The sequence below is a fragment of the Campylobacter concisus genome, assembly GCF_015230035.1.
Classification (GTDB): domain Bacteria; phylum Campylobacterota; class Campylobacteria; order Campylobacterales; family Campylobacteraceae; genus Campylobacter_A; species Campylobacter_A concisus_BK.
Genome location: NZ_JAAKZD010000009.1, coordinates 1 through 25,050, shown reverse-complemented (window position 1 = coordinate 25,050; position 25,050 = coordinate 1). Strand labels below are relative to the sequence as shown.

Annotated in this window: 26 protein-coding genes; 8 read left to right on the top strand and 18 right to left on the bottom strand. The window is 37.2% G+C overall.

Translation table 11 applies throughout. The features are described 5' to 3' along the window. Positions 1–123: 123 nt before the first annotated feature. The 6 genes from G6W41_RS07155 (at position 124) to G6W41_RS07130 (ending at position 7,455) form a co-directional block, all read left to right on the top strand. Positions 124–3,576, top strand: coding sequence for an acyl-[ACP]--phospholipid O-acyltransferase (locus tag G6W41_RS07155; protein WP_194171062.1), 3,453 nt, complete (start codon positions 124–126; stop codon positions 3,574–3,576). A 146-nt stretch (positions 3,577–3,722) separates the two neighbouring features. Beyond that, positions 3,723–4,502, top strand: a complete 780-nt coding sequence (locus G6W41_RS07150; RefSeq protein ID WP_103569424.1) for an amino acid ABC transporter substrate-binding protein — start codon at positions 3,723–3,725, stop codon at positions 4,500–4,502. 9 nt (positions 4,503–4,511) lie between these two features. Next, complete coding sequence (locus G6W41_RS07145) at positions 4,512–5,264, top strand: amino acid ABC transporter substrate-binding protein (protein ID WP_194171061.1); 753 nt, start codon at positions 4,512–4,514, stop codon at positions 5,262–5,264. A gap of 9 nt (positions 5,265–5,273) precedes the next feature. After that, complete coding sequence (locus G6W41_RS07140) at positions 5,274–6,026, top strand: amino acid ABC transporter substrate-binding protein (RefSeq protein ID WP_021088117.1); 753 nt, start codon at positions 5,274–5,276, stop codon at positions 6,024–6,026. A gap of 23 nt (positions 6,027–6,049) precedes the next feature. Beyond that, complete coding sequence (locus tag G6W41_RS07135; protein ID WP_194171060.1) at positions 6,050–6,718, top strand: amino acid ABC transporter permease; 669 nt, start codon at positions 6,050–6,052, stop codon at positions 6,716–6,718. Then, positions 6,718–7,455 carry an amino acid ABC transporter ATP-binding protein gene (locus G6W41_RS07130; protein WP_194171059.1) on the top strand — a complete coding sequence of 246 codons (738 nt, stop codon included), beginning with the start codon at positions 6,718–6,720 and terminating at the stop codon, positions 7,453–7,455. Before G6W41_RS07135 ends, G6W41_RS07130 begins: the two co-directional genes overlap by 1 nt. A gap of 28 nt (positions 7,456–7,483) precedes the next feature. Here G6W41_RS07130 and fldA read toward each other — a convergent pair whose 3' ends face one another. The 4 genes from fldA to G6W41_RS07110 all read right to left on the bottom strand — a co-directional run bounded on the left by fldA (position 7,484) and on the right by G6W41_RS07110 (position 10,317). Continuing rightward, positions 7,484–7,975 carry a flavodoxin FldA gene (gene fldA / locus G6W41_RS07125; RefSeq protein WP_012001166.1) on the bottom strand — a complete coding sequence of 164 codons (492 nt, stop codon included), beginning with the start codon at positions 7,973–7,975 and terminating at the stop codon, positions 7,484–7,486. An 11-nt stretch (positions 7,976–7,986) separates the two neighbouring features. Continuing rightward, a complete protein-coding gene (locus G6W41_RS07120) occupies positions 7,987–8,700 on the bottom strand; it encodes a hypothetical protein (protein ID WP_194171058.1) in 714 nt (237 codons plus the stop codon). Between the two features lie 3 nt (positions 8,701–8,703). Then, positions 8,704–9,015 carry a DUF2325 domain-containing protein gene (locus G6W41_RS07115; RefSeq protein ID WP_002939277.1) on the bottom strand — a complete coding sequence of 104 codons (312 nt, stop codon included), beginning with the start codon at positions 9,013–9,015 and terminating at the stop codon, positions 8,704–8,706. Positions 9,016–9,150: 135 nt separating this feature from the next. Then, positions 9,151–10,317, bottom strand: coding sequence for a sugar transporter (locus tag G6W41_RS07110; RefSeq protein WP_194171057.1), 1,167 nt, complete (start codon positions 10,315–10,317; stop codon positions 9,151–9,153). 156 nt (positions 10,318–10,473) lie between these two features. Between G6W41_RS07110 and nifJ the strand changes: the two genes are divergently transcribed. Both nifJ and G6W41_RS07100 read left to right on the top strand, forming a co-directional pair. Further along, the gene (gene nifJ, locus G6W41_RS07105; protein ID WP_194171056.1) at positions 10,474–14,052 is read left to right on the top strand and encodes a pyruvate:ferredoxin (flavodoxin) oxidoreductase; all 3,579 of its coding nucleotides are present in this window, start codon (positions 10,474–10,476) and stop codon (positions 14,050–14,052) included. Positions 14,053–14,117: 65 nt separating this feature from the next. Continuing rightward, a complete protein-coding gene (locus G6W41_RS07100; RefSeq protein WP_194171055.1) occupies positions 14,118–14,624 on the top strand; it encodes a DNA-deoxyinosine glycosylase in 507 nt (168 codons plus the stop codon). Between the two features lie 62 nt (positions 14,625–14,686). On the opposite strand, the gene G6W41_RS07095 is transcribed toward G6W41_RS07100, so the two are convergent. The 14 genes from G6W41_RS07095 to G6W41_RS07035 form a co-directional block, all read right to left on the bottom strand. Then, on the bottom strand, positions 14,687–17,470 hold the full coding sequence (locus tag G6W41_RS07095; RefSeq protein ID WP_194171054.1) for a hypothetical protein: 2,784 nt from the start codon (positions 17,468–17,470) through the stop codon (positions 14,687–14,689). Further along, positions 17,470–18,672 carry a lysozyme inhibitor LprI family protein gene (locus G6W41_RS07090; RefSeq protein WP_194171053.1) on the bottom strand — a complete coding sequence of 401 codons (1,203 nt, stop codon included), beginning with the start codon at positions 18,670–18,672 and terminating at the stop codon, positions 17,470–17,472. Before G6W41_RS07090 ends, G6W41_RS07095 begins: the two co-directional genes overlap by 1 nt. Positions 18,673–18,913: 241 nt before the next feature. Further along, positions 18,914–19,036 (bottom strand): hypothetical protein, encoded by a 123-nt coding sequence (locus G6W41_RS10320; RefSeq protein ID WP_257784944.1) that lies wholly within the window; start codon positions 19,034–19,036, stop codon positions 18,914–18,916. Next, on the bottom strand, positions 19,027–19,785 hold the full coding sequence (locus tag G6W41_RS07085; RefSeq protein WP_194171052.1) for a hypothetical protein: 759 nt from the start codon (positions 19,783–19,785) through the stop codon (positions 19,027–19,029). Before G6W41_RS07085 ends, G6W41_RS10320 begins: the two co-directional genes overlap by 10 nt. 74 nt (positions 19,786–19,859) lie before the next feature. Next, positions 19,860–20,687, bottom strand: coding sequence for a hypothetical protein (locus tag G6W41_RS07080; protein ID WP_194171051.1), 828 nt, complete (start codon positions 20,685–20,687; stop codon positions 19,860–19,862). Between the two features lie 49 nt (positions 20,688–20,736). Further along, the gene (locus G6W41_RS07075) at positions 20,737–21,132 is read right to left on the bottom strand and encodes a hypothetical protein (protein ID WP_194171050.1); all 396 of its coding nucleotides are present in this window, start codon (positions 21,130–21,132) and stop codon (positions 20,737–20,739) included. A gap of 5 nt (positions 21,133–21,137) precedes the next feature. After that, the gene (locus tag G6W41_RS07070; RefSeq protein ID WP_194171049.1) at positions 21,138–21,587 is read right to left on the bottom strand and encodes a hypothetical protein; all 450 of its coding nucleotides are present in this window, start codon (positions 21,585–21,587) and stop codon (positions 21,138–21,140) included. Between the two features lie 125 nt (positions 21,588–21,712). After that, a complete protein-coding gene (locus G6W41_RS07065; RefSeq protein WP_194171048.1) occupies positions 21,713–22,051 on the bottom strand; it encodes a hypothetical protein in 339 nt (112 codons plus the stop codon). Between the two features lie 167 nt (positions 22,052–22,218). Beyond that, on the bottom strand, positions 22,219–22,611 hold the full coding sequence (locus tag G6W41_RS07060) for an Imm41 family immunity protein (protein WP_194171047.1): 393 nt from the start codon (positions 22,609–22,611) through the stop codon (positions 22,219–22,221). Then, positions 22,608–22,991, bottom strand: a complete 384-nt coding sequence (locus G6W41_RS07055) for an Imm41 family immunity protein (protein WP_194171046.1) — start codon at positions 22,989–22,991, stop codon at positions 22,608–22,610. Before G6W41_RS07055 ends, G6W41_RS07060 begins: the two co-directional genes overlap by 4 nt. A gap of 127 nt (positions 22,992–23,118) precedes the next feature. Beyond that, entirely contained in the window at positions 23,119–23,256 is a 138-nt protein-coding gene (locus G6W41_RS07050; RefSeq protein ID WP_194171045.1) for a hypothetical protein, read from the bottom strand. Between the two features lie 110 nt (positions 23,257–23,366). Next, the gene (locus G6W41_RS07045; protein ID WP_194171044.1) at positions 23,367–23,999 is read right to left on the bottom strand and encodes a tetratricopeptide repeat protein; all 633 of its coding nucleotides are present in this window, start codon (positions 23,997–23,999) and stop codon (positions 23,367–23,369) included. Positions 24,000–24,129: 130 nt separating this feature from the next. Continuing rightward, entirely contained in the window at positions 24,130–24,276 is a 147-nt protein-coding gene (locus G6W41_RS07040; protein WP_194171043.1) for a hypothetical protein, read from the bottom strand. A 128-nt stretch (positions 24,277–24,404) separates the two neighbouring features. After that, the coding region (locus G6W41_RS07035) for a hypothetical protein (protein ID WP_194171042.1) at positions 24,405–25,050 on the bottom strand (646 nt) is incomplete at its 5' end.

The window sequence follows — 25,050 nt, the reverse complement described above, 5'->3', positions numbered from 1 at the left end:
TAAAATTTAAATTTTTTCAAAGAAATTTCACCACAAAATTTATGGCTAGAGTTTTTTATTAATGATATTTTAAATATTTTGCTGTTAGATTTACAAAATTTTAAATCCAAAAAGGCTTTATTCATGAGGAATTTACTAAAAGTCACTGGCTTTTTGCCCTACCTTGCGATCGCATTTTTAAACGCAAGTGTCGATCTAGCGCACAAAATAACAATTCAAAACGTCCTTTTAAAGACCTACTCAGGCGACACGCTTTTTATCCTAACAGCCGTTATAAATGCGATGATCTTGCTTCCATTTATATTTTTATTTTCGCCTTCAAGCTTTATAAATGACAAATTTGCAAAGACAAAGGTTATCAGAATTTGCGCCGTCTTTGGCGTTGTTATCAGTGTTGCGGTGCTTATTAGCTACCTTTTAGGTGCCTTTGGCGTGGCATTTGCACTCACGCTCATTTTGGCTGCTCAAAGTGCGATCTACTCGCCAGCAAAATATGGCATCATCAAAGCACTTGTCGGCACTGAGCGACTTGGCACAGCAAACGGCATCATCCAAGCGCTTACCATCGTTGCTATACTTGTTAGCTCATTTTTATTTTCATTTATATTTGAAAATTTATACATCCAAGGCGAAAACTCAGAAGAAATTTTAAAAAGTGTCTATCCTATCGGCATCTTTTTAGTCGTATTTAGCGCGCTTGAGGCATTTTTTGCCTACAAGCTACCTTATATCAGCGAAACAAACGAACAAAGCGGAGAATTTGAGCTTAAAAGATACATCAGCCTTAGCTACTTAAGCGAGAATTTAAAAGAGGTAAGATCAGATAAAAATATCTGGCTAAGCATCGCAGGTCTTAGCATATTTTGGGGCATCTCTCAGATCATCATCGCAGCTTTTCCAGCTCACTACAAGGCAGTTTTTAATGACGACAGTTCTCTAGCGGTGCAAGCGATCCTTGCAGTAAGCGCCATAGGCATCGCATTTGGCTCATACGTGGCTGGCTCTATGTCAAAGCTTCATATCGAGCTTGGCATCGTGCCGATGGGCGCTATTGGTATATTTTTCTCGCTTTTATTTTTCGCATTTGGTTCAAGCATCGGCGTAGTGAGCCTTAGCTCATTTGCATTTGGCTTTTTTGGTGGAATTTTTATAGTGCCGCTAAATGCGATGATCCAGTACTTTGCCCCACAAAAGAGCACCGGCAAGATAATGGCGGCAAACAACTTCTTGCAAAACGTCTCAATGCTGCTATTTCTAGCCATTGGCATAGGCTTGGTATATTTTGAAATTTCAACCACCGGGCTCTTTGTCTTTACAGCGCTTGTTTGCTTAATCGGCAGTTTTTACGCCATTTTGCAGCTTCCACACCTTTTTACAAGGCTACTTTTACTACCATTTTTAAAGACAAAGTACCGCTTTTTCGTTGAAGGACTACAAAATTTACCACAAAGTGGCGGCGCACTACTTCTTGGCAATCACATCAGCTGGATCGACTGGCTCGTGCTTCAAGCTGCAAGCCCAAGGGGCATAAGATTTGTCATGTATAGAACGATCTATAACAAATGGTATCTAAAGCAAATTTTTAAATTTTTTAAAGTGATCCCAATAGGCGCAGGCGCTAGCAAAGAGTCGATCGAGCTAGTTAGAGAGTGCCTAAAAAATGGCGAAGTAGTCGCACTTTTCCCAGAGGGCCACATCAGCTACAACGGCCAGATAAATGAATTTCAAAAGGGCTTTGAGCTTATCATCAGAGATCTAGAAGAAATTTGCATCGTGCCATTTTACCTTCGTGGCCTTTGGGGTTCGAGCTTTTCAAGAGCTAGTAAATTTTACAAAGACCTCACTTCTAAAAACGGCAGACGCGACATCATCGTCGCCTTTGGCAAGCCAATAACTACATTTATAAATGCTGCAAAGATGAAGCAAAAAGTGCTTGAGCTTAGCTTTTCATCGTGGGAGAGCTTTATCTCAAGGCAAAAACCACTAACGAGCGAATGGCTAAACAACGCAAAAGAGGATAAATTTAAAGAGTGCGTGAGCGACAGTACTGGGTTAAATTTAAGCAACTTGAAATTTATAACCGCCGTTTTAGTCTTTATTAAAATTTTCAAGCGCGAGCTAAAAGATGAGAAAAATATAGGCATCTTATTGCCTAGCTCAAGTATCGCAGCTATCGTAAACATGGCGCTTCTTGCGATGGGCAAAGTGAGCGTAAATTTAAACTACACGCTTAATGAGACCTCGCTAAATCACGCCCTAAGAAAGGCAAATATAAGCACAGTCATCACCTCTAGCAAATTTCTTGAAAAACTAGCACTTAAGGGCTTTGATCTAAAAGATGCGATGAGTGGCAAGGCTAAATTTGCAGAAGATCTCTCAGCCAGCGTCTCAAAAAAAGAGAAATTTTTAGCGCTTTTAACGGCATTTTTTGCCCCAACTTGGCTTATTAAGCTTTGCTATTTTAGGCCAGTGAGCTTAGAGGATACGGCCACCATTTTATTTAGTAGCGGTAGCGAGGGCGAGCCAAAAGGCATCGAGCTAAGCCACAAAAATTTACTTGCAAACATTAAGCAAATAAGCGAACTTCTAAATTTCAAAAAAGATGACGTGATCTTAAATTCACTCCCTGTTTTTCACTCATTTGGCCTAACAGTCACCACGCTCATGCCACTTTGCGAGGGCATAAAAATGGTAAGCGTGCCTGACCCAACAGACGGAGCGACTATCGGCAAAATAGCCGCAAGACACAGCGCTAGCATCATTTTTGGCACTTCAACGTTTTTTAGGCTCTACACCAGAAACAAAAAGCTTCATCCGCTGATGTTTCAAAGTGCCAGAATGGTCGTAGCTGGGGCTGAGAAGCTAAAACCTGAGATAAAAGACGAGTTTAGGCTCAAATTTGGCATAGAAATTTATGAAGGCTATGGCGCGACCGAAACGGCGCCGGTAGCTGCTGTAAATATGCCAAATATCCTAGAAAAAGAGAGCCTAAAAGAGCTTACATTTAATAGACCTGGCAGCGTTGGCATGCCTCTACCTGGCACCATCATAAAAATAATCGACCCAGAGACGCTTGAAGAGCTAGAAACTGGCGAGGACGGACTCATCGTCATCGGCGGATCGCAGGTGATGAAGGGCTATCTAAACGACGAAGCCAAAACAAGCGAGGTCATCACGCACATTGATGGCGTAAGATATTATAAAACTGGCGATAAAGGCCACATCGATGAAAACGGCTTTGTTTTTATCGTCGATAGATACTCAAGATTTGCCAAGATCGGTGGCGAGATGATAAGCCTTGGAAGCGTCGAAGAAGAGCTTGCAAAGGTGCTTGGGGGCGACGTTGTCTTTAGTAGCGCAAACGTGCCAGATAGTAAAAAGGGCGAAGCGATCGCACTTTTAGTAAAAAGTGGCACAGAGCCTGAGAATATCGAGCAAATTTTAAAAGAGAGCAGCTTAGCTCCTATAATGATGCCAAGCTATATATTTATCGTTGATGATATCCCAACGCTTGCAAGCGGCAAGGTTGATTTTAAGGGGGTAAAAGCTCTAGCGGTCTCACTTTTAGCGGAGTGAGCCGCCGCCCTTTTATTTTTGTGATAAAATAGCGCCAAAATATCACATAGGTCGCAGTTGCGACTGACATTTGCATAAATCTTAAATTTTTATCTTTTTTTGCAAATTCCGTTATTGATTTTATTTTTTCTATGAAGGAGTTTTGTATGAAATTTTCTAGTGCTTTTAAATTTGGTGCGCTCTGCGTAGTTGGCTGTTTGCTCTCTTTAAATTCTGCCTTGGCAAATTCTTACGAGCAGATCAAAAAAGATGGCGTCATAAGGATAGCAACAGAAGGCGTTTATTCGCCATTTTCATTTCACAATGAAAAAGATGAGCTAATGGGCTATGACGTGGAGATAGCAAGAGCCGTGGCTAAAAAACTAGGCGTAAAACCAAAATTTATCGAAGCTTCATGGGATGCGATGCTTGCGGCATTTGACGCTGGCAAGGCGGACGTGGTGTTTAACCAAGTAAGCATAACAGACGAGCGAAAGAAAAAGTATGACTACAGCGTGCCATATATGGTCTCTTACTCGGCCATCGTCGTGCATAAAGATAATAACGACATCAAAAGCTTTGCCGATCTAAAAGGCAAAAGAAGCGTGCATTCAGTAAATAGCATGTGGATACCAACCGTTGAAAAGTATGGCGCCAAGCTAGTTGTGGCTGATAGTTTGAGCGATCAGATAAATTTGATCATCACAAAAAGAGCTGATGATACGATAGATGATGCGGTGATGTTTTATGACTACATCAAACAACACCCAAACGCCCCTATAAAGATCATCGAAGCTGGCGATGAGCCGATGTATACGGCTGCGATTGTTAAAAAAGGCAACAAAGAGCTACTAAATAAGATAAATAATGCCCTAAATGAGCTTAGCAAAGAAGGAGTTTTAAGCGAAATTTCGCTTAAATACTTCGGCAAAGACATTTCTAAATAAGGAGAATCAATGAATTTTAAGCCCATTTTTGGCTTTATCGCAGGTGCTTTTTTAGCTTTAAATTTAAATGCTTCAACTATCAAAAAAGGCGAGCTTATAGTTGCAACTGAAGGCACTTACTCACCTTACTCATTTTATGACGAAAAGGGCGAGCTAGTAGGATACGACGTAGATATCGCAAAAGCTGTTGCAAAGAAGCTAAATTTAAAGATCGAGTTTCTAACAGCTCCATGGGACGCGATGCTAGCCGCATTTGACGCTGGCAAAGCAGATGTTGTGTTTAACCAAGTTAGCATAAACGAAGATAGAAAGAAAAAGTATGACATGAGCGTGCCTTACACCATGCCATATCCCGTAATAGTCGTGCATAAAGACAATAACGACATCAAAAGTTTTGCTGATCTAAAGGGCAAAAAAAGCGTGCACTCTGCAACTAGCAACTGGGCAGCGATAGCTGAGAAAAACGGCGCAACAGTGGTCGTGGCTGATGGCTTTAGCAAAGGCGTGGAGCTTATCATTTCAAAAAGAGCTGACGATACGATAAATGACAATGTCACATTTTTTGACTACATCAAACAACGCCCAAATGCACCGCTAAAGATCACATACACTAGCAACGAGCCGATGCCAACAGCTGCACTTCTTAAAAAAGGCAACACCGAGCTACTAGAAGCGATAAACAAAGCGCTTGATGAGCTAAAAGCCGAAGGCAAGATAAGCGAAATTTCGATGAAATATTTTGGAAAAGATATTTCAAAATAAATGATCAAAATGAAATTTACAAATTTATTAAAAGTAGTAGCAGTGCTTGCAATGGCTCTAAATTTGCAAGCAAAAACTATAAAAGATGGCGTGCTAACAGTGGCAACAGAAGGCACTTACGCGCCTTTTACATTTTATAATGACAAAAATGAGCTAGTAGGATACGACGTAGATATCGCAAGAGCAGTAGCGCAAAAACTAAATTTAAAAGTTGAGTTTCTAACAGCTCCTTGGGACGCGATGCTAGCAGCATTTGACGCTGGCAAAGCAGACGTGGTGTTTAATCAAGTAAGCATAACTGATGAGAGAAAGAAAAAGTATGCTTTTTCAGTGCCTTATACTGTGACATTTGGCGCTATCATCACTAGAAAAGATAATAACGACATCAAAAGTTTTGCTGATCTAAAAGGCAAAAAAGATGCCGACTCAGCAACTAGCAACTGGGCGAAAGTCGCCGTAAAATACGGTGCTGAGCACGTCGTAACAGATAGTTTTGCTAAAAGCATGGAGCTTCTTATATCAAGACGTGTAGATGCTGTTGTAAGAGATAACATCGTATTTTACGACTTCATAAAAGAGCGTCCAAATGCACCTGTAAAGATAGCTGCCTCACTTGACGAGAAAGACTACACAGCAGCAGCTGTTAAGAAAGATAACGCCGAACTTGCAGAGCAAATTTCAAATGCTTTAACTGAGCTTTCAAAAGAGGGCAAACTAGAAGCCATCTCAAAAAGCTACTTTGGCAAAGATGTCTCAAAATAAATTTATAAACCAACAAGGCAAAAATGGAAAATTTAGATAGAGTGATCGAGCTTGTTTCAAGCTCGACACTACCGATGATCATCGCGCTTTTAAAAGTGACGATCCCACTTACTTTGCTCTCGTTTTCGCTAGGGCTTGTCATCGCAATTATCACAGCAGTAGCGAGGCTTTCAAATATAAAAATTTTAAAATTTATATTTGCCACCTACGTTTGGATATTTCGCGGTACGCCGCTTCTTGTGCAGCTTTTCATCGTATTTTACGGGCTTCCTAGCATCGGTGTCACACTTGATACTTGGAGTGCTGCTACTATCGCATTTAGCCTAAACGTGGGCGCTTATGCGTCTGAATCTGTAAGGGCTGCCATACTTTCTGTGCCAAAAGGTCAGTGGGAGGCTGCCACTTCGCTTGGCATGACGCACTATCAAATTTTAAAGCGCATCATCGCACCTCAAGCAGTGAGGATCTCGCTACCACCGCTTTCAAACACATTTATAGGCCTTGTTAAAGACACTTCACTAGCAGCTTCTATAACGATGGTGGATATGTTTATGGTCACTCAAAGGATCGCAGCAAGGACCTTTGAGCCACTCATCCTCTACATCCTAGCAGCACTCATCTATCTGGTGGTTTGCACACTTTTAACCTATCTTCAATCAAGGCTTGAAAAAGCTGTCTCAAGGTATGTCTAATGGCTATAAATTTTAAAAATATAAGCAAATCTTACGGCGATCATTTGGTGCTAGATAACATAAATACAAGCTTTAAAGAGGGGCAAACGACCGTGATAGTTGGCTCATCTGGTTGTGGCAAATCAACACTTCTTAGATGCATAAATTTACTTGAGATCCCACAAAATGGCACTTTAGAGGTAGATGACAGGAGTGTAAATTTTAAAGAGAAGCTAAGCTCAAAAGAGCTTTTAGAAATTCGTAAAAAAACAGGCATGGTCTTTCAAAGCTTCAACCTCTTCCCGCACCTAACAGCGCTTCAAAATGTCACCGAAGCTCCGATCTACGTTCAAAAAAAGGATAAAAACGAAGCGACAAAAGAGGCAAAAGAGCTTTTAGCTAAAGTGGGGCTTAGCCACAAAGAAGATACCTATCCAAATAGGCTCTCAGGCGGACAAGCACAGCGCGTGGCCATCGCTAGAGCGCTAGCTGTAAATCCATACTTTTTGCTACTTGACGAGCCTACAAGTGCGCTTGATCCAGAGCTTGAGGCTGAAGTTTTAAAGGTCATCTTATCTCTTGCAAAAGAGAAAAAGTCTATGATCATCGTCACTCATAATATGAATTTTGCTAGAAAGATAGCTGATAGAATTTTGTTTTTAGATAAAGGCGTGATCGCGTTTGATGGCTTGGTAGATGAGTTTTTTAACAGCCAAAATGAGAGGATAAAAAGCTTCATCTCGGCTATGGATATATAAATTTAGCTAGAAGATCTAGCTAAATTAATTACGCAAAGTATGGTTTTATCTGCTCGATCCAAGCTGAAATTCTACCCTCAGTTTTGTCGCTCTGGTTATCAGCATCAAGCGCTAGACCTACAAATTTACCATTTCTTACGGCATCAGAGCCATCAAATGTATATCCATCAGTGCTAACTTCGCCAACTACTTTTGCACCTGCTTTTACGACCTCGTCGTAAAGCTTTGCCATGCCGTTACAGTACTCATCAGAGTAGCTCTCGCTATCGCCCATGCCAAAAACAGCGACCGTTTTACCGCTTAAATTTAACGCTTTAAAGTCAAACGCGTCCCAGTCATCTTGAAGATCGCCGCTGCCCCAGGTCGATGTGCCAAGGATGAGCTTATCAAAGCTATTTAGCTTCGCTGCGTCCACGTCAGAGACGTTTAAAAGCTCGTTTTCAAGTCCCAAGCCCTCGCTTATAAGTTTTGCTGCATCTTCGGTATTTCCCATGCTGCTTCCATAAACTATACCTATCATTTTTATCCTTTTTAAAAAATTTTACTAATAATCGTATAAGGCACGAGCTTTATGCACCCTCTAGCAAAGCAGTGTCTAACCTCAACGTGCCGCCTAAATTCCTCATTTCTAGGACAAACGATATAGACCATCTCGCACTCGCGACCAAGCGCGCAAACGGCTGCATCGATGTCGTCGTTTAAATTTCTCATATCATCAAAGCTCACCCTTTTAAAGCTTGGCATGACGCTGAGCAAATTTTTGCCACCCTTTTTGACCGAGATGACACCGCCATTTAGCACGACCTCTTTGTCCTGATGGCGGAGGCGTATTTTATCATAAACAAACTGGCAAAACATCTGCGCTGCGTCAATAAAAAACTCAAATTCCCCGCTTCTATAAAGCATCTTTATCATCTTTGCAGCTGCCATCTTTGGCTCTTTTGCTACAAATTTCAACGCTTTAAAATCATTTCTCAAATAAGCATTTATAACGACGTTTGAAGGTATGCAGAAGCTATCAACTGGTTTGAAATTTAAAAATTTATCACGCAGTAAGAAATTTATCCTAGCCTCAAAAATGTCTTTGAAATTTAGAAATTTAGCGTAAGAAAGCGGGATCTTTAGCTCGCTTTCAACGCCAACATTATAAAGTGCGATGAAAATTTTCGCACGCGAAAGCTTGTCAAGCTTTGCAAAAATACTTGGAGTTATTTCGCCAATATCTGATAAAAACCCGAACTTCATCGATTATTCTTTGCATCCAAATTCCTTATCTAGGCCAAAGACCTTACAATACTCGCAAAATACGCAGCTAACGCTTCTTTTTGCACAAACGATAGGGATATTTCTCTTTTTTGCTTGAGTTTTAATAGTCTTCATCGTGTTGTGGTTTAAAAAGCTAGTGAGCATCACCACGCACTCAGTATCTTGTGGGATCGGCTTGCGATTTACGCGATTTTCATTTCTAGCGTCCCAGTGCTCTATCTTCTCAGCTCCCAAATCATGCAAAACAGCCTTAATAGGCGTGATCTCATCTGCTCCGATAACTAAAACTGACATAACAAGCTCCTAAAATTTATTCGTTTTCTGATAACGATTATAAAAAAGCTTAGCTAAAATTATTCTTAGTTATGATATTTATTATCACTTATTTGTAGAAATTTGTAACGTTTTTGGTTTTTTAAAAAGCTAAATTTAATTAGCCTTTTTAAATTTAACCGCTGCAACGAGAAAGATGACAAGTCCAGCCGCTGCAAAAAGGCTACCAACATTGCCGATATTTTGCTCACCAAGATGAACTATCGTTTGATGACCTATTAGCGCGCCAGCTCCTATGCCGATGTTATAAATGGCTGAATATATCGCCATCGCAGCGTCCGTGGCATTTGAGGCTAAGCTTAGCACCTTTATCTGAAAGCTCATATTTATCCCAGCTATACCAAGCCCCCAGATAAAGGCAAGTGCAAGCATAAAAGTCTCATTTGTAGCGATCAAATTTAACGTCAGCAAGCAGGCTAAAATGATCGCTATTGAGATAGCTGTAAAAGCATTTGGTATGAGCTTATAAAATTTAGAGAAAAGTACGCTTGCTACGATACCGGCTACGCCAAACAAAAGCAAAAATATGGTGATAAATTTACCATCAAAACCGCTAATATCTTTAGCAAACGGCTCGATATAGCTATAGGTGCTAAAATGCGCACTGATAACGATAGCAGTTAGCAAAAATACTACCATCAAAAAGCCATTTCTTGCAAGATCAGGCAAGCTTTTTAGCGAGCCTGAGTTTTTACTAGGCAAAAGCGGCAAAATTTTATATAGCCAAGCGCCAACGCCCACAGCAAAGACCCCTATAAGTCCAAATGTGACACGCCAGCCCAAGCTATCGCCTAAAATCCTGCCAAGCGGCAAGCCAAGTATCATCGCCATCGATGTGCCAAGTGCTAAAAGCCCCAGGGCTTGCGAGCTTTTATTGATAGGGGCCACTCTAACAGCAAGCGAAGCGGTGATCGACCAAAATATGGCGTGTGAGATGGCTATTAGCACGCGAGCTATGACTAAAACAGTAAAATTCCAAGCAACAGCGCAAAGTGCGTGAGAAGCGACAAAAATGATAAAAACCTTTAAAAGTAGCGACCTTCGCTCTAAATTTGCAGTTAGCAACATAAATGGTAGCGAGAGTATCGTCACGCTCCACGCATATATCGTGATAATGAGCCCCGTATCAGCCGTACTCATGCCAAAATCCTTCGCCATATCGCTTAGAAGCGGCACCGGCACGAACTCAGTTGTATTAAATATAAAAGCTGCAAAAGCTAACGCGATAACCCTTAGATAGGCTATTTTATGAATATTTATCAAAATTTTATCCTTTTTACTTTGCCTCTACGATATTAAAATTTGACTTACATCTTAGTTATTTATAAATTTTAATTTTTTAATGATAGAGATTAATGACAAATTTTGGATTATTTCCTTATAATAAAGCCATTTTTAAGATAATTTTAAGGCGGAAATATGTCAAAAATAATGAAAACTATGGACGGAAACGAGGCCGCAGCTTACGCGTCATACGCATTTACCGAAGTAGCTGGAATTTACCCTATCACTCCTAGCTCGCCTATGGCTGACTATACTGACCTTTGGGCAGCGCAGGGCAAGAAAAATTTATTTGGTATGCCAGTAAAAGTAGTCGAGATGCAAAGCGAGGGCGGCGCAGCTGGCACGGTGCATGGCTCGCTACAAGTTGGCGCCCTAACTACGACCTACACAGCTTCTCAAGGCCTACTTTTAAAAATTCCAAATATGTATAAGATAGCAGGCCAGCTCCTCCCTGGCGTCATCCACGTCTCAGCTCGCTCGCTCGCGGCGCAGGCACTTTCAATATTTGGCGACCACCAAGACATCTACGCCTGTCGCCAAACTGGCTTTGCTATGCTAGCAAGTGGCTCAGTGCAAGAGGTGATGGACATCGCTGGCGTGGCGCATTTAGCGGCGATAAAAGGCAGAGTGCCCTTTTTACACTTCTTTGATGGCTTTAGAACGAGCCATGAAATTCAAAAAGTAGAAGTGATGGACTACGCGCACTTTGATAGACTTCTTGATAGAGAGGCGCTACAAAAATTTAGAGACAATGCGCTAAATCCAGAGAGCCCAAAAACGAGAGGCACAGCGCAAAATGACGATATCTACTTTCAAACAAGAGAGCTAAGCAACCGCTTTTATAACGCAGTGCCAGATATCGTGGCAGAGTACCTAGCTGAAATTTCAAAGATCACTAGCAGAGACTACAAGCCATTTAACTACTACGGCGACCCAGAGGCTACGCGCGTCATTGTGGCTATGGGCTCAGTGACGCAGACACTTGAAGAGGTCGTTGATTATCTAAACGCAAAAGGCGAAAAGGTGGGCATCATCAAGGTGCATTTGTACCGCCCATTTAGCACGAAGTATCTCTTTGACGTGATGCCAAAGAGCGTGAAAAAAATAGCCGTTCTTGACCGCACAAAAGAGCCTGGCAGCCTTGGCGAACCACTATATCTTGATATAAAAGCTGCATTTTACGGACAAAAGGACGCTCCAGTCATAGTTGGCGGTAGATACGGCCTAAGCTCAAAGGACGTCGATCCTGTGCAAATGCTAGCTGTGTTTGAAAATTTAAACCAAAGTGAGCCAAAAGATGGCTTTACAGTGGGCATCGTCGATGACGTCACTTTTACCTCACTACCAACTGGAGAGAAAATTTCACTAAGCGATGAGAGCGTTAAAGAGTGCTTATTTTACGGCCTTGGAGCTGACGGCACCGTGGGCGCAAACAAAAATTCTATTAAGATCATCGGCGATAAGACTGATCTTTACGCGCAGGCATATTTTGCCTACGATAGTAAAAAATCAGGCGGCTACACGCGCTCGCACCTTCGCTTTGGCAAAAAGCCGATCCGCTCGACCTATCTCGTCTCAAACCCGCACTTTGTAGCCTGCTCAGTCGCAGCATATCTTGAAATTTACGACGTCATTGACGGCATCAGAGAAAACGGCACATTTTTATTAAACTCTATCTGGGACGCAGAGCAGACCATAGCGAAGCTGCCAAATAAAGTTAAGAAAATTTTAGCTAGCAAAAATATAAATTTCTACATCATAAACGCAACAAAGCTAGCGCACGACATCGGCCTTAAAAACCGCACAAACACCATAATGCAGTCGGCATTTTTCAAGCTAGCTGGCATCATACCATTTGAAGATGCGCAAAAATATATGAAAGAGTACGCGCACAAAGCCTACGCTAAAAAAGGCGAGGCGATCGTGCAGATGAACTACAGCGCTATCGACGTCGGCGCAAACGGCCTTATCAAGGTGCCAGTCGATCCTGCGTGGGCAAATTTAGCAGATGATGAACAAAAAGATGAAAAATATATCTGCAACAGCTTCATCGAAAACGTCGTAAAACCGATAAATGCGGCCAGAGGCGATAGCCTACCAGTCTCTGCCTTCATAGGCTACGAAGACGGACACTTCGAAGCTGGCACGACAGCTTACGAGAAGCGCGGCGTTGGCGTAATGGTGCCAAAATGGATCGAGCAAAACTGCATCCAGTGCAACCAGTGTGCATTTGTCTGCCCACACGCTGTAATCAGGCCATTTTTGATAGACGAAAACGAGCTTAGCGCAGCACCACAAGGCGTAAAAGAGCACAACCTAGAGGCAAAAGGCAAAGAGCTTAAAGGGCTAAAATATAAAATCCAAGTAAGCCCGCTAGACTGCACCGGCTGCGAGCTGTGCGCGCAAAACTGCCCAAGCAAAGAAAAATCGCTCGTCATGGTGCCGCTTGAAGAAGAGCTAGGCAAAAACGAGCAAGAAAATGCTGATTATCTATTTAAAAAGGTCGCTTACAAAGACGATCTCATGAACAAAGAGAGCGTTAAGGGCGTTGGCTTTGCTAAGCCGCTCTTTGAATTCCACGGCGCTTGTCCGGGATGTGGCGAAACTCCGTATATCACGCTTATAACAAGGCTCTTTGGCGAGCGCATGATCGTTGCAAACGCAACTGGTTGTAGCTCGATATATGGCGGCTCAGCTCCATCTACTCCATACACCACAAATGACGAAGGCAAGGGCGTTGCGTGGGCAAATTCGCTATTTGAAGATAATGCTGAGTTTGGCATGGGTATGAACGTAGCGATGGAGACTATGCGCCACCGCATCGAAGATATAATGAGAAACAACATAGATAGCGTGCCAAACGCACTTTCAGCGCTTTACAACGACTGGATAAATTTCAAAAATGATGGCGTTAAAACGCAAGAGATCACGAAAAATTTATTGCCTATTTTAGAGCAAAATTTAAGCGCGCCAGGCGTTAAAGAAATTTTAGAGCTTAAGAAATTCCTAGTCAAAAAGTCGCAATGGATCATCGGCGGCGACGGCTGGGCGTATGACATCGGCTTTGGCGGACTTGACCACGTGCTAGCAAGCGGTGAGAACGTAAATGTACTAGTGCTTGACACCGAGGTCTACTCAAACACTGGCGGCCAAAGCTCTAAATCAAGCCGCGCAGGCTCGATAGCGCAATTTACGGCTAGCGGCAAGCCGGCTCAGAAAAAGGACCTTGGCTACATCGCAATGACTTACGGCAATATTTTTGTAGCGCAGATCAACTCAAACGCGAGCCAAGCAAACGTGATAAAAGCGATCGCAGCGGCTGAAGCGTATGACGGCCCAAGCCTCATCATCGCCTACTCTCCGTGCATCGCTCACGGCATCAAAGGCGGCTTGTCACAGTCAGGCGGCCAAGGCGAGCTCGCCACAAAATGCGGATACTGGCCGACATATCTATACGATCCGCGCCTTTTAAAAGAGGGGCAAAATCCGCTTAAAATCACCTCAAAAGAGCCTGACTGGTCGCTTTATGAAGAGTTTTTGCTAAACGAAGTTCGCTACAACTCGCTTAAAAAGACCAACCCTGAGCACGCAGACGAGCTACTAGCTAAAAACAAAGCCGACGCACAAAGACGCTACCGCCAGCTAAAACGCCTAAGCCTAGCTGACTTTAGCGATGAGATAGAGAGCAGCGAAGCTGCGCAAAGCGCTGAATAAATTTAAATTTCTCTTGCCAAATTTAAACGGCAAGAGAAAATTTCATTAAATTTAAAAGGCAAAATATGAGCCAAATGCACCCTTTTAAGCCAATCTTTGATAAAAACTCTAAAATTTTGATCCTAGGCTCATTTCCCTCTGTCATCTCTCGTAAATTTGGCTTTTACTACGCAAATCCGCAAAACCGCTTTTGGCGAGTGCTAGCTAGGATATTAAATGCTGATGTGCCAGAAAGCACGGATGAAAAGATAAAATTTCTACTCTCTCATCACATCGCGATATATGACGCGGCGATATCATGCGAGATAGATGGCTCAAGCGACGCTAAGATGAGCAAGATCGTACCTGCAAATTTAAAGCCATTATTTAAAGAGGCAAATATCAAGCAAGTCTATGCAAACGGCGGCAAGGCTTATGAAATTTGTAAAAAATACTTAGAAGATGAGATCATAAAAGCGACAAAAAACGAGGTGATAAAACTACCATCAACCAGCCCTGCAAATGCTAAATTTAGCCTTGAAAAGCTCAAATGCGAATGGAAAGTAGTAGCAAAAGCAGTAATAGAAAGTTAAATTTAGCTAATTTGCTTGTCTGTTATTACAAATTCCAAAATATAAAACTAGAATATCGTCCCCTACCCCACCTCTAACTTAACCTCTTTGCTATCTAGTCCAACTCTTTGCTTTACTTCGTTAAATTTTTGGATAAATCTGTTTTTATTCTCACTATCTATCAAATTTATCCCACTTTTTACAGATGATACTCTTTGTATATTGCTATTTATTGCATAAATTTTACATGGCTCTATATATGATCTATCTTTACCATCTATGCTTTGGTAGCATGTCTCACTTAGCTTATCATCTTCATATATATCTATATCCCCGCTATTTAAATTTGAGCTTATATAGTACGTTCCTTTAGGCATATGCTCTACTTTCTCATCTTTACCCTCTTTACCAAAGATATCATCAGACAAGCTTGTATCAAAGCACATAGTAGCATCAGTATGCCCAAACTCATATATGCAAAGCTTGCCATTAGAGTATTTTAAATAAATAGGTGCTTTTATATCTACCCTAATATGTGTCTTTCCAAATTTAGTCTTAAATGCAGGTAATCTTAGATAGGCAAAAAACATTATGATATGGTTGCCATGATTTAGTCTTTTTAGTAGCTCTTTATCCTTTATGTCATCTTTTGGACTAAAGGTGATCTTTTTACCTTTAAATTTCTCTTCACTTAAATTTATTGTCCCTATTGGCTTATCTACCATCACCTCACTATTATATTTATCCTCTCTTATCACTTTATATGCCCAGTTTACCTCTTTGTAGTCATCGTCTCCCTTATTTGGTAGATAAACAGCTTCTAAATTTAAAGTATCCTTTATGCTTAGATTTGTAGCACTAGTATTTTCTGAAGTATTTAGCCTGATCTCAGTTATATTTTTTTGATAAGCGACTGTAGATACTTTGATATCAAACTCAGCACCTCCATTTTTTTTATCTTTACTAGCCAAAGTAACAACAGCAGTATCTTCTTTGGCATGTATCTCGGCAGTGTCATACCTTTTGCTTAGATCAAATGTAGCTATGATAAATTTTGAAGTCTTTTTAAAGCCTGTAGAGTTTTTGTCTAAATTTATATTTATTCTAAATTTAGCCGTATATGAGTTTTTAGAGCTACTATTACTATCTGAGTCTTTATCATCGTTTTTCTTTAGGTAGTAAGAGGGATAGACCCTTTTATCTTCACCATTATGAAGATATACCTCTTTTATATCAAAGCTTTTACCCTCTTCATCTTCTATGATCAGATCACTCACTACTATGTTGAAATTTCCTTCATTTTTTGTAGAGATACTATCAGTAGCGTCTGGTAGCCTTAGCTTTATATCAAACATGCTTGAAGCCTTGTCGCTTCTTATGCTATAGCTGTTTTCTTTAGCAAAATTTAAGAGGTTAAAGTTCATTTTTTCAAAGAAGTTAAGAGTTATTACATTGCCGCTATTAAAGGCATATTTCTCATCTTGTGATATGAAAATGTCGTTATCGTTTTTGTAGATGATAGTCTCAACATTTGTAGAGGGCTTTATAAAGCTTATCTCTTCATCTCTTGAGTTTTTATTAGGCTCTCTTACATCTTGCTTATAGTTCATAAGTACTATCTCACTCTCATTACTATTTCCATCTGGGTTTAAATTTGAACAATCAAGCGATGTATTATCTGCTAAGACGATAGTAAAGGTTGTATTTTTTGGTTGGATAGGCATTACAGGAAGGGCTGAGGCTGTTGGATATATAAGCAAGATATCTCTTTTGGCTTCAGGTTTAAACTCACCATTTTCTGCTCTTATCTTTAAAAGTTTATTTATCCTTGAGATATTATGACTATTATCATCCTTTGTGGTGATCACATAGATATCTTCTAGCTTAAAGGTCTTTGAGGTGACATTTTTTAAAAGAGCATTTATCTTGTCTGCAAAAAATTGCAAGATAGTGTTGTATTTTCTGTAGTGTTCGTTAAAGTCAGCATTGCCATTTGAGTAGCCAGCTATAGTTCTATTGCCTTTAAATTCCTTAGTAGTCTCATAAGCTATAGCGTTTTGTAGATAGGTTATAGATGGTTCATCTTTCTCTTTTATCTTTGCTACGTTTAAAAGAGAGAATAGATCCAAACACTCTTCAAAGGATATTGCGTTTATACTTATGTTAGTTAGGGCATTATTATTAAGCGCTTCATTATTTTCACTACTTTCAAAAAGTCCAAATTCATTTGACTCTATAAATCTACGCTTAGCTATGCCTATATTATTATCTGCGTTACTCTTATATCTTATCTCATACCAAGCTCCAAAGCGGTTTTTAGCTCTTAAGTAAGCTTTTAGACCATTTCCTACAAGGCTTGGATTATTATATGTCATGCTCATTAGAGCTATATATTCTCTGCTACCTATACTATTTTCATCTATCTTTTTCTCTTGTGGGCTTATAGAGGTATAGGCTAATTTTTTATTTAGACCATCTCTAAATATTTCAACAACCTCTGGCAATATATCACCGATTTGATTATCGTCTAATTCAAATGCACTAAATTTTAATTTTTTCCCATCTTTTGTTTTTATGCCATCAAGATACTCTGATACCTTAGATCTTAAATTTTCGTCGGTTTTTACCTTTACTCCATTAATGGTATTAAGTAGTCCAGTAAATTCTTTTTCATCCATCTTAGGATCAGAATATTTCTTATCACAAACTTTTTGTAATATATCTTTTAAGGTTACATTAAAACCACAACCTATGGTAGCTATTTTATTAGTATCATAATATAGTTCATATATAAAATCTTCAGCCTTTTTTAATGCATCTCTTAGTTTATTTTTAAAATCACTAGCATTTCTCTCATTGATTGGCATTAAAACTCCTTAAACTGATTAAGATACTCTCTTATAAGCTTAGTATCATTTCTATCTTTAAATCTGCTTTGGATAGGCATTCTACATATAAGATTATTAGCATATTTTCCTGCAAAAACTCTAAAGAAAAATTTATCGGCTATAATAAGAGAAGGTGTAGTGGAATAATTATTTGTGTCTATATACTCTCCAAATTTATCCTTAACTTCTGCTCCTGAATTTGAAGCATATAGTATCCTAACCATTCCATCTGAAAGTATGTTTGCATCGTAATATTCTATGGTACTATATATTTTATTACTAAAGCTACTTCTGCCACTCTTTATCGCCTTTTTATAGACCTCTGTTGGAAAGTTATCATCTTTTTCATAATCTAAGCCTCTCTTTTTAAACTCCGCCTTAGTCTCTTCTACCTCTTTAAATTTAGGGTTTTTACTATCTATCGTAGAATATCCATATAAAAAATCATCAAATCTCATACTAGAATTTGTACAATAAGGCTTATATATTTTACTTCGTAGATCGTATATATCTTTTTCTTCCCCACCTATACCTACACACATGATAAAGCTTCCAACTGGAGCAAAGTCAAGCTTAGTGTAATAGTAGTTCTTAGTGGTGTTTAGCTCTCTTTTTGCAACATCTTCATCAAGAGCATCTATTAGAAATTTCTCATAAAACTCTTTATCTTCGCCATAAGATGGGTTATCTTTATTTACAGGCTTTGGGGAGTCCATCCAGAATTTTTGAGTAAAGTAGTTATAGCATAGATCATTTGTGCTGTTTTTATCATTTATTGAAAAACCTGTTCTCCAGTCGTAACTTGGCACTATAGATTGTATTCTATTAACATATCTACTAAAGACACAGCTATTAAATTCTTTTTCATCCTTTTTTGTGTTGCAATACTTATCTCTATACTTAACCCAGTCAATCTGGCTTTGTTTTAGCTTTTTTAAATATGGCTTTATCTCCTCTTTAGCCTCTTCATTCATATAAGCAAGGTCATATTTGCCCATCATTAGATCATATGCTTTTTGCATATCTCTATCTACTCTTGATATATCTTCATCATAGCATACTAGTTTTTCTACTCTTGTTTTAGCTTTAGAACAATCGAAGCTAGGCTGAATTTTTTCACTTGAGTAGAGGTTTGATGTGATTAGTAATGTGGATATAAAAATAAGTTTTAAATTTTTCATTAGAGTTCCTTTTTGTGGTAATAAAATCTTGTTATTGTATCTTTTATGGGGTTTATTTATTATAATTTAAAAGCTTATTTTAACGCAAATCATCTACTATTTCGTATTTGTCGCCACATTTTTCATATAATTCGCTTAGATAACTTAGCACCTGCTTTTTATATAGTTTTCCATACAAACAAGGAATTTCTAAGTCCGTCCTGTAAATTTAAATTCTATGTTTCTAAATATTTATGGCTACTTATGGTCTATAGCCACATACTGCGCCATCTTTTTCATGGTCTTGACATATATATTCTTTTTCTGCGCAAGCCGTAAAAACAAATGCCAACAAAGCAAACATGATTAATTTTTTTATTTCCATTTTATCTCCTTTGATTTTGTATTAAATAATAACCCATGCTGACGCATCTTTTGTCTATCCATATTGATTTTTATATTAGAAAAAATTTCTTCCGCATCTTGCCTAAATTGTCTTGTTATTTTATTTAACTTTTCTTTTTCTGAGAGGGTGCTTTTTTTAAATGCCTCACTTGATAAGTTAAAACTATATTCAGATCTTATACGAAGCACCTTTGGCACACCATTGGTACCATAAAAGCTACAATATGTCTCATACTCTTGTGTCTGAATTATGCCATCACCCTTGTTTTGATGATTATATTTTTTGTTTAGTTCTTTAGGAAAGCTTCTACATTTTATACCATCTATGATATTGACAAAAGCTCTATCATAATACTGTCCAAATGTTTCATTTTTATATTTTATATTTGGATTATTAGTATTTAGCTCAAAAGAATTTATATTTTTCAAATCAAGATACTTTTCTCCATCGAATGTATCTATATTATCTATTTCAAGATAAAATATCTCAACTATCTCTCCGATGATACGGCGCTGCAACACTGTAAAATCATCATATTTGTCTAAACCCTCAAATAAGATGCCTCTATTTATCGGCGCCTTTACTGAAAATGTTTTATTTGAGCTATAAAGTGTAGTGTTTGGATCCATTTTTATATAGTCGCGATCATATATATCACTTTTATATGTATTATCAAAACTACATCCTGTTATGAAAGCTATTAAAAATGAAATTATTGGTATCTTCATCTCACTACACTCCTTTATGTATAGCCACTATTTTTATCAAATTCTTTGCATATAGTTTGCAGTTGTAATTTTATCTAAAACTGAACCCTATATGGTTTATCAAACAAAAGCCCTTCTTTTCTCATCTTCTCTCTGTCCATGCCAAGTTTTATGGTAGAAAATATTGCTTGTATGTCTTGCCTAAATATATTGTGTATATCATTTAAGACTTCCTGCTCTGTTTTGTTGCTATCTGTAAAAGCTTTTGATTTGCGATTAAAGCTATATTCATATTGCAGTCTAACCATATTTGTTGGTTTTTTAATGTTTTTTGGCTGATAAAATGAACAATATGTATCATAGTATTGTGTATATGTCTTTTCACCATCAATTACATTCTGATAAATCTGTCTCAAATCCGCATGGACAAATGTCCTGCATTTAACTCCATCTATATAATCAAGATATGCTTTTTTATATATAGCACTAGTAGTAGTATTGTAAAAACTCTCTTTAGTTTTTGTCTCTTCTTCAAAAATTTTAAGATTTTTTGGATTGAGATATTTTGCAGATTCAAAAGTATGCCCAGGATAAGACTCTGTCGAAATAATAAGCTTTGAAGCCATCATATTTTTTACAGCCCAAGTCAACGCCATGCCTTCCTCTACTTTATATACTCCATAAAAAACGCCTATATCCTTATGTATAGGTGCCATCAAAGAGAGCAATCCCTCTTTAGTAGATATTCTTTGATCTACACTCAAAATTTTAGATTCTTTATTGTCATCATCTACACTCGTAACAATGCCGCATCCCGACAGAAATAAGATAATAAATAAACATTTCGTAAGTTGCGGTTTTAAAGTAGCAACCAATACATCAAATGGAGTGATTATAAATAATATAAAATTTCTAAATTTCATCTATTCTCTTTCACTTTACTATAACATCCTCTCGATCGCTATTGCTTTCCTATCTCTTTAGCTTTCGCTTTTTATTTCTAGGCTTTGATCTAAACAGCGGCTCGGTCTTTGGTTTTGGCCTTGTTTCATAGTGTGTGTTATAGCATTTTAGCAGCTCTTGTCCGCACTTTTCACATGTAGTTTCACCTATATTATAAAATTTCATGCAATCAGGGCACCACATGCCCTCTAGCCTTTGCACGATTGGCGGCTCTTTTCTAAAAGCCATCCAAAAGCTATATATACCCAAAAATAAAAAACTAAAAGCTGGCAAAAGATATAAATTGCCAGCATCATCAAATTTAAAAAACTTCTCACCTACTTTTACATTTTTATGTATTAACATAGATATACAGTCAAGCAAGCACATAAATCCTATAAAAGACCAGCCTATGCGTTTAAACATATTTTCTACTTTCTAGTATTATTTTTCAAATTTTCTTTACGCCTTTTTGATCTAGACATTCTAAAGAATTTTGGTTTAGTTCTTGTGGTATTGTCGTAATTCCTTGACATTGCTTTTACTTCCTTATAGATAGTCCGAACAAGAACCGCTCCAGCTAGAAAAAGTGAAAAATTTGCCACATATCGCAATGTCCCATAGCTGTAATTAATATACAAAAAACAAAACACACCAAAAATGGCAGATACAAAAATAGAAGATATTATTGTGTTTTTATTAAAGTACTCAATAGATCCATACTTAATAAAACAACACAGATCAAACACAATCATGCTCAAAAAAATGCTAAAAGAAGCTAGACCAACCACATCAAACAACACCCAATACAATAGTGGCGATCCACTTTTTATTGTTATTTCAATTAAGCCATTTATGAAAATATCCCAAAATCTACCCAACCAAACTTCCTTTTTTTAACCAAACGGATCGGCAAATAATAAACCTTAAACCACTTCCTATCTTGGCAATATCGCCTAAATTTTAAATGAATTTATATGGAATTTACAGAGCCAATGAAGGAGTGCTATATTTTAGATGCTTTTTTACCGTGCTTGTCGTTAAATTTCGTTAGTTGCTTGCCGCAGTCTGGACACCAAGAGGCATCTTTGCCGACTTTAATGGCTTTGTCGCAGCTATTACACCATTTGTATTCAAATTCTTTCTTGATATCTTTAAATTTAATAGACCTATATCCAAGCCAAAAAAATAATATGGTGCCCACTAATGCCGCCACACCAGAAAGCAAGTAGAAATCTCCCATCAAAGAGTAGTCGGTACTATCATATGCTCTTGCTATTTTCTTGCTAGCAAAAATTTGAATAGCAGTTATCAAAAATCCAATAGATATAAAGAAATTACTCATTTTTCATTACCTTTAAAAGCCAAATTTGCAGCCCTTCAACTACTTTTTAGCTCCCTATATATAAAAAGCAAGCCAAGCAACGCTAGATAGACAGCCCTCCGGCAAAAATAATAAAACCTATTAAATAGTTCATTTTACCTCCTTTAATCAGATTACCGTAATACCTTTTATTTTGGAGCATATATAAAATCTGTATAGAAAAATTTATCATCATCTAGAGACACGGTCAAGATTAAAGACCTGAGCCTATTAACTCTATCAGATATATTGGGTCTCAAAGGACTGATTAGATAGTTGCTTTTCTTTTTAAAAGACCTCTCACATGTCTTTACCTTGAAAGGGCCAAAGTGATATAAAGGGGTATTCAATAGCCAAACTATACCCCTCATTATCCTAATCGGTAGCTCTTTTTTATGATATTTTTTATATATATCTACAAGGTCGCTCTCTAATAGCCAATACTTCTCATCACTCCACTCAAAATAATCCATAAGACCTGCAACAAATGAGTTCTCATCATAGCATTTTTCATATGCTAAATTTTTATAAAAATACTTCATAAGTCCTCCATGTAATCAAAATCAACACTTCTAATATCGCCATCATATATTCCAAATATGTAGCTACCTATCACCTCCAGTCTCTCTTTTGGGTCAAATTCCAATGATAGATATGGTCTTTTGATAGACTTTTTCTCAAATATAAGCTCTTGAGTACTATGCATAATAAAAACATCCAATATAGACACTATCCCTGCAAACAGTTCTCTTGGAATTTTTACTTCACATTTGTATGTATCATAAATTTCAAGTAGATCTTTTTCTAGTCGCCAATATTTATCATCATACCATATGCCGTTAAGAACTATTTGTCCTATAAATGAATCCTTATCAAAATACTTACTTGTTTTTACATTTTTATAAAAATTTTCAAATTTCATCAATCGCCTGCTCCATTTATATTTTTTAAAAATTTGATTTTCCAAATTTTAAAATCTTTATATTATTAGTTCACAACATATTTAGGCAAACCCCTCAAATAAAGACCAAATTTTATAGCCGTTCTTTTTATATTATCTCTTCGCTTTCATCTTTGCAATAAACCATATAATAATAATCGCTCAAAGATGCGATATAGATACAAATTTCAGAAAAATATATACGATATGCAAACTGCACACCAAAAGCATCCCTAAAACTAAACATTGTAAAAAATCAACACCTTTTACTTTTTTATACTAGTAGATATTGTCCTTAGTGTAAGATGTGAGCTTTTGCTGAATTTAGAGCTTTCTAAGTAGTCACTAAAACCAAAGTTAACTTTGCACTGTCTTACAAATGTCGCTTATTTTATTAAAGTAAAAATTTGTCATAGGATTTTTGTTTCCCAGTAATTTTTTGCTGATCTTGTAGGCTTTTTTATAATTTTTTATTGCTAATTTATACTCATCTGCTACTTCACAAATAGCTGCAATATTTGCATAACACTTTGCCACGCTAGTACTGCTATCCCCACATATCTTTAAATAAATTTCAAGTGCTTTATTATTAAGCTCAAAAGCTTTTATATAATCTTCTTTTTTCAAAAAAGCGACACCCAGATTATAATATGATACTGCTGTATCTTGGTGGATTTCTCCTAAGATTTTAATTCTTATTGTAAGAGATTTTTGAAAATTTTTTATAGAATTTTCAAAATCCTTTTTTAGCAAGAACACATTTCCTATATCATTATAAAATTTTGCTACTTCGACATTATTTATTCCAAATAACCTTTTAGAAATTTGTAATCCCTTTTTGTAAAATTTGATAGCTGAGTTATATCTACATTCTTCCGTGTATATATTTGCTATTTTTAAGTAAGTAGATAAACTTTTTTCATCAGATAAAAAATTCACTATTTCTTTTAGCAAATTTAATCTTTCGGTTATATTTTTATTTAATCTCATAAATATATCCTATTTTAATTTTTGATTTAAAAGTTTTTGTAGCTCTTTTTTATCTACATTATGCTTTCCAGTTTTAAACGCACTATCAAGGCAACTTTCTTTTGTTTTCCAAACACTATTAGGATATTTTTCATTTTGCACTGTCCGTATTGTGAATTAAAATTCCAAATTTAGCCTTTTTAGAAAAAAATTTATTTCCTGCTAAATTTGGACCAATACAAATATTGTCATTTTTCAATTCCATTGCCTGTGCTTTAATTAAGTCAGATAAAAACATTAAACTTTTTGTATCTCCTTGTATAAAAAAGACATCATCTTCTAGCCAAGTATTTATTTTTATTTTTTCTTTTGAATATTGCTCACATATACTATCTGTTTTTATTTGATGCCTCCTTAGATTGCAAATTAATCAATTTTTGCAATAGATAAATCCAGTTCTGTCTGAAATAACATATCGTATCCGATTTTTCTTAGTTCTTTGACTATTTCAAATCTATCATAAAAAAAATTTCTACAAGTATCATATTTATTTTTTTCTTCTTTTGGATACCAAGTCAGATTTTTATTGACTAAAGGATAGTGTTCTAGTGAAAAGCTATGATATTGATTTGGTTCTACTCCTTTTTTGTCTGGATAAAAAAGTAGAGCTTCGCAACCTAAAACTTTGATATTGTTTTGTTCTAATAAACCTAAAAATGATAAACCATCTTCATAATATAGCCATAATTCGCACTTTGTTATATCTTTTTCTTTATAAATTTTAGGAGATTTGTTGAACCATAAATTTAAATTGTCGATTACCGAATTTATATTATTTGATAAATTTGGGATTACAGAAAATAATGTAACATAACCAGCACGAGCCATACTATCTAATAATAAAAATTTTTCATACATAAAAATATTGTCTTTATCATACGCAGAATTATTTAATCTTGATTTGACTATTTCATAATCATAATTTCTACAAAAATCATACGATAAATCTAACTCTTTATCATTTTTGGCTTTATAGGTATAAGTCTGTATTTCTAAAATTTTTATATCATAC